The sequence below is a fragment of the Kitasatospora sp. NPDC058406 genome (assembly GCF_042722765.1).
Taxonomy (GTDB): domain Bacteria; phylum Actinomycetota; class Actinomycetes; order Streptomycetales; family Streptomycetaceae; genus Kitasatospora.
In genome coordinates, this window is record NZ_JBHXKE010000119.1 from 18,422 (window position 1) to 27,786 (window position 9,365).

8 protein-coding genes and 2 tRNA genes are annotated in these 9,365 nt (G+C 72.0%); 2 read left to right on the forward strand and 8 right to left on the reverse strand.

All coding sequences use genetic code 11. The features are described 5' to 3' along the window. Positions 1-194: 194 nt before the first annotated feature. The 5 genes from ACFWOG_RS23110 to ACFWOG_RS23130 all read right to left on the reverse strand — a co-directional run bounded on the left by ACFWOG_RS23110 (position 195) and on the right by ACFWOG_RS23130 (position 5,150). A complete protein-coding gene (locus tag ACFWOG_RS23110; protein WP_329885122.1) occupies positions 195-857 on the reverse strand; it encodes an ATP-dependent Clp protease proteolytic subunit in 663 nt (220 codons plus the stop codon). Positions 858-907: 50 nt separating this feature from the next. Beyond that, positions 908-1,525: an ATP-dependent Clp protease proteolytic subunit gene (locus ACFWOG_RS23115; RefSeq protein ID WP_380360698.1), complete on the reverse strand. Its 618-nt coding sequence runs from the start codon at positions 1,523-1,525 to the stop codon at positions 908-910. Positions 1,526-1,706: 181 nt separating this feature from the next. Next, the gene (tig, locus tag ACFWOG_RS23120; RefSeq protein ID WP_380360693.1) at positions 1,707-3,233 is read right to left on the reverse strand and encodes a trigger factor; all 1,527 of its coding nucleotides are present in this window, start codon (positions 3,231-3,233) and stop codon (positions 1,707-1,709) included. A gap of 256 nt (positions 3,234-3,489) precedes the next feature. Next, the gene (locus tag ACFWOG_RS23125; RefSeq protein WP_329951468.1) at positions 3,490-4,977 is read right to left on the reverse strand and encodes an MDR family MFS transporter; all 1,488 of its coding nucleotides are present in this window, start codon (positions 4,975-4,977) and stop codon (positions 3,490-3,492) included. A gap of 99 nt (positions 4,978-5,076) precedes the next feature. Further along, a tRNA-Pro gene (locus ACFWOG_RS23130) sits at positions 5,077-5,150 on the reverse strand. A gap of 144 nt (positions 5,151-5,294) precedes the next feature. Here ACFWOG_RS23130 and ACFWOG_RS23135 point away from each other — a divergent pair. Then, positions 5,295-5,365 (forward strand) — tRNA-Gly (locus ACFWOG_RS23135). Between the two features lie 99 nt (positions 5,366-5,464). On the opposite strand, the gene ACFWOG_RS23140 is transcribed toward ACFWOG_RS23135, so the two are convergent. Next, positions 5,465-6,016: a hypothetical protein gene (locus ACFWOG_RS23140; protein ID WP_329951467.1), complete on the reverse strand. Its 552-nt coding sequence runs from the start codon at positions 6,014-6,016 to the stop codon at positions 5,465-5,467. Positions 6,017-6,234: 218 nt separating this feature from the next. Between ACFWOG_RS23140 and ACFWOG_RS23145 the strand changes: the two genes are divergently transcribed. Next, entirely contained in the window at positions 6,235-7,044 is an 810-nt protein-coding gene (locus ACFWOG_RS23145; protein WP_329951466.1) for a DUF6348 family protein, read from the forward strand. 105 nt (positions 7,045-7,149) lie between these two features. Here ACFWOG_RS23145 and ACFWOG_RS23150 read toward each other — a convergent pair whose 3' ends face one another. Further along, positions 7,150-7,344 (reverse strand): hypothetical protein, encoded by a 195-nt coding sequence (locus ACFWOG_RS23150; RefSeq protein WP_329885117.1) that lies wholly within the window; start codon positions 7,342-7,344, stop codon positions 7,150-7,152. Between the two features lie 515 nt (positions 7,345-7,859). Further along, positions 7,860-9,002, reverse strand: a complete 1,143-nt coding sequence (locus ACFWOG_RS23155) for a PP2C family protein-serine/threonine phosphatase (RefSeq protein WP_380360696.1) — start codon at positions 9,000-9,002, stop codon at positions 7,860-7,862. Between the last annotated feature and the right edge of the window lie 363 nt (positions 9,003-9,365).

The window sequence follows — 9,365 nt, forward strand, 5'->3', positions numbered from 1 at the left end:
TGCCGAGCCGCTGATTCCGTCCTCTTCGCCGGGTCTGCCCTACGCCCTGGGCGAATTGATACCGAACAGATGCCGTTGCGGGAGCCGCCGGTGTGCCGGGGCGGGGCGCGCGGACCTGCCGCACGCCCCGCCCAGGAGCTCCGTCCTCGCGGTCCCGCCCGCCCGGTGCCGGGTGAGCGGGACCCTTGCCGGCCTCAGGAGGTCAGCGAGGCCTTGCGGGTGGAGATGACCAGGTCGATCAGACCGTACTCGACGGCCTCCTCGGCGGTCAGGATCTTGTCGCGCTCGATGTCGTCGCGGACCTGCTCCACCGACTTGTTGGAGTGCTTCGACAGCATCTCCTCCAGCTGCTCGCGCATCCGGAAGATCTCCCGGGCCTGGATCTCCAGGTCGGACACCTGGCCGCGGCCGGTCTCCGTGTACGGCTGGTGGATCAGGATGCGGGCGTTCGGGAGCGCCATGCGCTTGCCGGGGGTGCCGGCCGCCAGCAGCACGGCCGCCGCCGAGGCCGCCTGGCCCATGCAGACGGTGGTGATGTCCGGCTTGACGTACTGCATGGTGTCGTAGATGGCCGTCAGGGCCGTGAACGAGCCGCCGGGCGAGTTGATGTACATCTGGATCTCGCGGTCCGGGTCCATCGACTCCAGGCAGAGCAGCTGCGCCATGATGTCGTTGGCCGACACGTCGTCCACCTGCGAGCCGAGGAAGATGATGCGCTCCTCGAACAGCTTGGCGTACGGGTCGTACTCGCGGATGCCCTGCGAGGTGCGCTCGACGAACCGCGGGACGATGTAGCGACCCTCGGCTCGCATGTCCTCGACGCGCGCCTTGGCACTGGAGAGGCTGGGGATGTTCATGGGGGTTCTTGTCCTCCGGAGCGTTGTGGCTGTGGTCTCGTGGGCCAGGCTCAGGCGCCCGTGCCGCCGCCGCCGGGGACGTCCGCGGCGCTGTGCATGATCGCGTCGATGAGCCCGTACTCCAGGGCCTCCTCCGGGGTGAACCAGCGGTCACGGTCGGAGTCCGAGGTGATCTGCTCGAAGGACTGGCCGCTGTGGAAGGCGATCAGCTCGGACATCCGCTTCTTGGTGCGGAGCAGCTGCTCGGCCTGGATGCGGATGTCGGTGGCCGAACCGCCGAGGCCGGCGGAGGGCTGGTGCATCAGGATGTTGGCGTTGGGCAGCGAGAAGCGCTTGCCCTTGGCACCCGCGGTCAGCAGGAACTGGCCCATCGAGGCGGCCATGCCCATCGCGATGGTGACGACGTCGTTCTTGATGTACTGCATGGTGTCGTAGATCGCCATGCCGGCCGAGATCGAGCCGCCCGGGGAGTTGATGTAGAGGAAGATGTCCTTGTCCGGGTCCGCGGCCAGCAGCAGGAGCTGGGCGGTGATCTTGTTGGCGATGTCGTCGTCGACCTGCTGGCCGAGGAAGATGATCCGCTCGTTGAGCAGCCGGTTGTAGACCTGGTCGCCGAGGCCGCCCAGCACGTCACCAGAGGCGGCGTGCGGCGCCATCGGGCCGGGCATCTGCATCTGCGGGTACGTCACTTAGCCACCTGCTCAGTCGATTTGGACGGTCGCTCCGCGACCGTCACGGTGTCGCACAGCTTCCGGGTATCACGTCGTGATTGTTGCTGTCCATGGACCCTAACGCGCAGGCCGGGCCACTGAATCCCTCACGCAGAACTGTTCGCTGTGAGCGCAGGGTTCACGCCCGACGGGCCCGGCGGCACCGGGAACGCGGCACGGAACGCCGCGGGCGCGGCCGGGAACACAGCGGGCCCGGTCGCCGGGCCGCGGCCGGGCCCCCGGTAGCGCCGCACGGCGGCCCGGGGGGGGAGGCCGCGGGCGTATACTCGGCCTCGGCCTCGGCGGCCGGGGCCTCGACGGTCTGAGCCGACTCGTCGGTCTCGTCGTCGTCGAAGTTGATCTCGTTGCCCTCGGTGTCGACGACCTTGGCGGCCTCGACCACCGTGGCCAGCGCCTTGCCGCGGGCGACCTCGCCGACCAGCAGCGGCACCTGGCCACCCTGGACGACCTGCTGCGCGAACTGGTCCGGGGTCAGGCCCGAACCGGCGGCACGGCGGATGAGGTGCTCGGTCAGCTCCTCCTGGGAGACGTTGAGCTCCTCGTCGGCGACGATCTGGTCCAGGACGAACTGGGTCTTGATGCCCTTCTTCGCCTGCTCCTCCAGCTCACCGAGGTACTCCTCCTCCGACTTGCCCTGGGTCTCCAGGTAGGTCTTGAGGTCGAGGCCCATCGGCTCCAGCTGGTGGTGCTCCAGGTTGTGCTTGCGGGTCTCGATCTCGTCCTTGAGGAGCTTCTCCGGGAACTCGATCTCGACCAGGCCGAGCAGCGCGTCCAGCACCTTCTCCTGGGCCTGGGTGGCCTGGTCGTACTCCTTCATGCGCTCCAGGCGCTTGCGGGAGTCGCCACGCAGGTCCTCCAGGGTGTCGAACTCGCTGGCCAGCTGGGCGAACTCGTCGTCCAGCTCCGGCAGCTCCTTCTCCTGGACGGCGGTGACGGTGACGGTGACCTCGGAGGTCTTGCCCGCCTGGGTGCCACCCTTGAGCTCGGTGGAGAAGGTGGCGGTGCCACCGGCCTCCAGGCCGATGACGGCCTCGTCGATGCCGTCGATCAGACGGCCCGAGCCGATCTCGTAGCTCACGCCGGCGGCGGTGCCGTCATCGGGCACCTCGCCGTCGACCTTGGCCTCCAGGTCGACGACCACGGTGTCGCCGTCGGCCGCGGCGCGCTCGACGTCCTTGACCGAGGAGAAGCGCTCGCGCAGCTGCTCCAGGGACTTGTCGATGTCCTCGTCGGTGACCGCGATCGGGTCGACGGTGACCTCGATGGTCGAGAAGTCCGGAAGGGTGATCTCCGGGCGGATGTCCACCTCTGCGGTGAACTTCAGGTCACCGCCGTCGGCGATCTTCTCGACACCCTCGATGTTGGTGATGTCGGGCTGGCCGAGGACCTCGATCTTGCCCTCGTCGACGGCCTGCGTGTAGAAGCGCGGCAGGGCGTCGTTGACGGCCTCTTCCAGCACGGCACCACGGCCGAAGCGCTGGTCGATGACACGGTTCGGGATCTTGCCCTTGCGGAAGCCCGGGACCGAGACCTGCTGGTTGATCTTCTTGTACGCCGCGTCGAGGCTGGGCTTGAGCTCCTCGAAGGGCACCTCGACGGTGAGTCGAACCCGGGTCGGGTTCAGAGTCTCGACGGCGCTCTTCACGGTTGGGTCTCCTATGGGCTTGCGGTCAGGTTGTCTCCGCCCTCCCCGGCCACCGGCCTGGGGCCGGTAAGCGGACGGATCGGGCGAGACGGGCGATGGGCGGTTGGAGCTGCATCTCCCGTGGGGGGTGGACGGTGAGCGTGACTCCTCGCCCTCATGCGGTTGACCTGGGTGGACGCCGCAGGGACTACCGCCAGCGCCCCATCCTACCGGTACCACGAAAGGCGGACGCCAGGGCGACGCCGCCAGGGGCCGCTCAGGCCCTGCCGACGGGCTCCGGGGCGGGTTCCCGGGCGGGACCCGCACCCTCCCGGCCGGGGGCCGGACGCATGGTCGCCGCAGCGTCGGAGTCCCGCACCAGCAAGGCGATCAGGGCTGCCAGCAGGGCCAGCCCGGCGGCGGTGAGGAAGGCCGCGCGGTAGGCGACGAGGTTCGCCACGGGCGTACCCGAGGCGTTCACGGCGAACGGTCCGACGGCGGTGAGGACGGTGCCGAGGACGGCGACACCGAGCGCCGATCCCAGCTGCCGCTGGGCGTTGTAGAGGGTGGAGGCGGCGCCGGTGTCGGCCGGGGCGACGGTGGAGAACGCGGCGGTCTGCGAGGGCATGAAGACGTGCGCCATCGCGAAACCGGTGACGAAGAGCAGCACGCGGACGGCCCAGAGGTTGCTCTCCGGCCCGATCGCGGCCATCAGGGCGAGGCAGCCGGACACCACGGCGGCGCCCGCGACGAGGAGCCGGCGCGGGCCGAACCGCGGGTAGAGCCGGCCCGCCACCTGGGAGGCGAGCATCACACCGAGCGCTTCCGGGAACACCATCAGACCGCTGTGCAGGGCGTCCATGCCGAGCGCGTCCTGCATGAGCAGCGGGAAGAGGTAGAGCATGCCGAGGAAGGCCGCGCCGGAGAAGAGCGAGAGCAGGTTGGTGGTGCGGAAGATCCGGTCCCGGAAGAGCCGCAGGTCGAGCATCGGCTCGGGGCGGCGCAGCTCGACCACGACCAGGGCGACGAGCGCGAACAGCCCGCCGAGCGCCGAGACGAGGATCCGTGCGCTCCCCCAGCCCTCCGACGCGCCCTCGGAGAGCGCGTACATCGTGGCGCCGAAGCCGACGGCGGAGAGCAGGAAACCGGCCGCGTCGAACCGGCCGACCCGCTCGGCGCGGTAGTCGGGCAGGAAGAGCACGCCGAAGACGAGGGCGGCGAGGCCGACCGGCACGTTGACGATGAAGACCCAGTGCCAGGACCAGCCGTCCACCAGCCAGCCGCCGAGCACCGGCCCGGCGGCGGGGGCGACGGCGGTCGGCAGCATCAGCACCCGGGTGGCGCGCATGCGCTCCTCCTGGGGGAAGGCCCGGAAGAGCATGGTCATCCCGACCGGGGTGAGCAGGCCGCCGGCCGCGCCCTGGAGGACCCGGTACAGGGTGAGCGAGGTCATCGAGCCGGCCGCACCGCAGAGCAGCGAGGCGACGGTGAACAGGGCCAGCGAGAGGAGGAAGACCCGGCGGGTGCCGTACCGGTCGCCGAGCCAGCCGGAGAGCGGGACGAAGACGGCCAGGCTGACCAGGTAGCCGACGTTGATCACGCCGACTCCGGCCGGATCGGTGCCGAACTCGCGGCCGATCGCGGGCAGGGCCACGTTGACGATCGTGGTGTCCATGATCGACATGAACAGCGCGGCGACGAAGACGACGCCGACCGCGATCTTGGGATTCATCCGCGCCGGGTTCGTCCGTGTCGGGCTGCGCATCGAGGGCTCCTGGATAAATGAAAAATCAACCACCCACGATGCCGGACGGGACCCGGAAACGACAACAGGGCCTCGTCGACGACGAGACCCTGCGCACTGTCGGGGTGACCGGATTCGAACCGACGGCCTTCCGCTCCCAAAGCGGACGCGCTACCAAACTGCGCCACACCCCGTGGTGCCGAGAGGAAGCGTACACGCCGTGCCCTGCCGGTTCGGCGAGATATTCCGAGCCCCCGAAACGAATGTGGTGTGCACGCAGCCGACCGAACCAGGTACGCTGTTCCCGACCTTCCGTCCGGCAACGGCCGGGGGATCGCGCGGGCGTAGCTCAATGGTAGAGCCCTAGTCTTCCAAACTAGTCACGCGAGTTCGATTCTCGTCGCCCGCTCAGAAGTCCGGCCCCGGAGTGATGCCCCGCATCGCTCCGGGGCCGTTCGCGTACCCCGGCGGGCCCCGCGCGCGGGCCCTCCCCCCTCCCGACCGCGGGTCAGAGGCCCAGCCGGGCCGCCCGGGCGGCGGCCCGGTCGAGCAGCCGGTGGACGTCGGACTGCCGGGTGGCGGGCCGGTCGTTGTACTCGTCCGGGGAGTTCACCGGACGACCGGTGGCGTGCAGGACCTCCATCAACTGGACCCGGGCGGTGCGGACCGTCGCCGGGGTGCCGAAGCCGTGGGCCAGGACGGCGGCCTGCGCGCCGAGCAGGCAGACCCGGCCGTCCGCGTCCCACATCGCGCCCTGGAGCCAGCCGTGGGCGGCGATGTACCGGGAGGCGAGGCCGAGGTGCTCGGCGGCGGTCACCGGCGCGGGGCGGGGCGGGCGGCGGAGCGCCCGGTCCAGCAGGGTGGCCCGGGGCACCCGGTGCCCCGCGTACCAGGGGCGGAGCGCGGAGCCGAGCGGGCAGACGTACGGGACCGGCGTGCGCGCGGGGGCGGGCAGCGTGGCCAGGTACGCCTCGATCTCGGCGACCAGGCCGGAGCCGCCCGGGGTCGGCCGGTCCGGGGCGAACAGGACAGGAGGCGGCGTCAGTTCGGTGCGGGGCATGCGGGTTCTCCCGGCGGGGCCGATGGTTTCCGCTACCCAAAATGGTGCATAGGGGGCATTTCTGCGACCGGAGCGCGCCTCGTGGGGGCTCGGCCCCGGGCCGGCGGCGGCCGCGGTGCGGTTTCCCGGGGAGCCTCCGGGCCGATAGCCTCGGCGGCGTTCGAAAGCAGTTCGACGGAGGTTCGCGACGTTCGGAGCCCGAGAGTGGAGGAGTCCCCGTGCGCCCTCAGGACCGACTGGCCGTCATACAGCGATCCGTGGTCCGGGAGATGGGGCGCCTCGGGCAGCAGTTCGCCGTCGACGGCGAGGTGGTGCGCGGCCCGGGGACGACCGCGGTCGCCGTCCGCGAGCACCCGGGCGGCGAGGGCGCCGGCCATGTCGACCTCGGCTACGTGCTGGAACTCGGCCGGGCCGACGCGCCGGTGGTCTGGGACTGCACGGCCGGTCTCGGCAAGACCGAGGAGGAGAAGCTCGACAGCGCGGTGCGGATGTGGGCGACCACGACCGCCTCGGCCCTGGTCGAGCTGCGGGAGGGCGGCGGCAGGCACGGCGACCACGCCGACCATCCCGAGCTGCCCGGCTGGCACGCCGTCCAGGGACCGGCGGCGGTGTTCGGGTTCGGCAACGAGCGGCTGGCCGGCTGGCTGGCCGAGCACCGGGTCCTGCCGGCGCTGGCGCCCGCCCTGCTGCCCGCGCTGGGCGGACCGGACGGGCGGGGCGGACGGAGGCCGCACGGGGTCAAGCTGTTCCTGGGCGGCAAGGCGGGGGACGACGTCGCCGAGGTCCGGGTCGACGGAGAGGTCTCCGAGGCGGCATCGGCGGCGCTGCGCGCGCTGGACTGGCCGCGCGGCGAACGGCTGTGCTGGGCGCGACTGTTCGCGGTGCTGACGGCCCAGGGCACGGCGGTGCCGACGGCCGCGCCGGCCGGTGCCGGCGAGGTCGCGGCGGCCCGGCCGGCGGCCGTGGCGGCGGCGCGCCCGCAGGGCCTGTTCGCCCGATGGCGGCAGGCGAGACGCGCCGGCCGCTGACGGACGGCCGCTCCTCGGCCCACCGGCTCGCGTCCGGACCCGGACGCGGCCAGGGGCATGCGTCGGACCGGCCGCGTCGGATCGGCCTGCGTCGGCCGACCCGGGTCAGCTGGCGATGTTGGAGATGGACTTGGCGACCTGCGCCAGGAAGTCCTGGATCGGCTTGGCGGCCGTGCTCTGGTTGAGCATGAACCCGAACAGCGCGGCCAGGATGAAGTGCCCAGTCTTCAGCTGCTTGTTGCGGATGAAGATGAAGCAGACGATGCCGAACAGGACCAGAGCGGAGACGGAGAGTGCCACCCGGACTCACTTCCTCGATTCGTATCGGGGTGCCACCGGCTGACAGCCCCTGCGAAGCCGGACCCCGGCCTGTCCGACGGTCCCGAGGCGGAACGGCAGATCGCCCGGCACGTCGAGGCCGGAGGAGGAGCCCGGTACGGCCGCACGGTGCCCGTCGTGCCGCATGTGACGCCCCCCATCCCCCGAATCCTGAACAGTCCCGCCCGGACTCAGTGTGGTCGACCGTGCCGATTGCGTAAAGGTCTGACTGTCAGCCGAACGCCGATATCCTGCGATGCGAGACGAGTTTCCGCCGACCGAGACGATAGTCGAGACGTTCTGACGAATCATCGGCGGGGCACCGCTGAGCGGCCGGGAAACGTCCGGGGGGCCGGACCGGAACCCGCTGGTCCGCTCTGCCGCCGGGGCACCGGAATTGGCCGAAGATCAGCTCCCAGGCTTGACAGCAGCTGCCGTTGGCATGTGCCTCCGCGCGATGGTGCCCGCGACCTCGCCCGGGGCCGGGCGACGGGCCGTCAGTCGCGCCAGAGCAGCAGCACCGCACGGTCGTCGTTGATGTCCCGGGCGACCGTCTCGATCAGCCGGGCGGCCGCTCCGCCGCCCGTGCCCGGACCGCTGCCCGGCACCAGCCGGTCCGCCTCGCCCATCAGCCGGTCCATGCCCTCGGAGAGGTCCCGGCCGGGCGCCTCGACCATGCCGTCGGTGCAGAGCATCAGGACGTCGCCGCGGTTCAGCCGCCCGCGCACGCCCTCGAACTTCGCGCCGTCGTAGATGCCGAGCGCCGGGCCGTCCGCGGCCTCCTTGAGGTCCCAGCGGCCGGCGCCGGCCAGCCGCTGCATCCCCGGCAGGTGTCCGGCCGAGAGCAGCTCGTACTCCCCGGTGTCCAGGTCCAGCACCAGGTGGACGGCGGTGGCGAAGCCCTCCTCCCAGGACTGCCGGAGCAGGTAGCCGTTGGCGGCGGGCAGGAAGTCGTGCGCGGGCAGGGAGCCGAGCAGCCCGCCGAAGGCGCCGGAGAGCAGCAGCGCCCGGGAGCCGGCGTCCATGCCCTTGCCGGAGACGTCCGCGAGGACGACCTCCAGCACCCGCCGGCCCGGGCCGGTCCGGTCGGCGACCACGAAGTCGCCCGAGAAGGACTGCCCGCCGGCCGGGCGCAGCGCCATGTCGGCGTGCCAGCCGTCCGGCAGCCGGGGCACCCGGCTCTGCACCCGAAGCCGCTCGCGCAGGTCGAAGAGCATGGTCGAGCCGCCCCACCAGGGCACGCCGACCCGGCTGCGGAACTGGGCCAGCAGCAGACCGCCGACCCCGGCCGCGCCGACCACCAGGGCGGCGCCGGGGGTGACCCCGTAGGTGTAGGCCTCGGGGTTGTCACTGGCCACCCGCTGCCCGGTGTGGATCACCGACTCGGCGGAGAGGCCCAGGGCGGCCAGCGCGTAGAGCACCACCAGGGAGCCGGGGCGCAGCAGCAGGGCGGCGGCCAGGATCGGCAGCACCAGGGCGGTGGGCGGGGCCCAGGCGGGCCACCAGATGTTGAGCAGGATCAGCAGCGGCACCAGCAGGGCGAGCGCGCAGAGCACCGGCCAGTCGGCGGCGCCGCCGCGGAAGTAGTCGACCCCGGCGGTGCGCAGCCTTCGGCGGACCCGGCGGAGCCTCTTGCGCAACCGGGCCGTCACGGGGTCGGACGCCGTGGCGGCGCCGGGCCTCGTCGCAGTCGTCTGGGGCGGTGAGCCCGGCGGTCTGCCAGCCATGGGGACCGACCATATCCAGCGGTCGCGGTCGGCGTCGACGGCCAGGACACGGGCGGCTTCGCCGTGGCGCGGGCCCGTCAGCGGGTTTCGGCCGATTGCGGCGGGCGGCGACCGGTGCGTCAGGAGGCGTGCGCCGGTTGGGCGTACGAACCGCCCGCGCGGCGCACGCGCCCCGCGTGCGGGCACTGTGGCGCGCTGTGCACCGGGGCGGGTGCTGTGGCCGATCACACAGGGGCTCGCGGGTCCCGAACGTACGGCGACCGGCCGCGCCTGCGG

Coding starts and splice junctions, on each gene's coding strand:
- ACFWOG_RS23110 (WP_329885122.1), bottom strand. CDS start 857: ATGAACATCCCCAGCCTCTCCAGTGCCAAGGCGCGCGTCGAGGACATG.
- ACFWOG_RS23140 (WP_329951467.1), bottom strand. CDS start 6,016: ATGCCCCGCACCGAACTGACGCCGCCTCCTGTCCTGTTCGCCCCGGAC.
- ACFWOG_RS23125 (WP_329951468.1), bottom strand. CDS start 4,977: ATGCGCAGCCCGACACGGACGAACCCGGCGCGGATGAATCCCAAGATC.
- ACFWOG_RS23115 (WP_380360698.1), bottom strand. CDS start 1,525: ATGCCCGGCCCGATGGCGCCGCACGCCGCCTCTGGTGACGTGCTGGGC.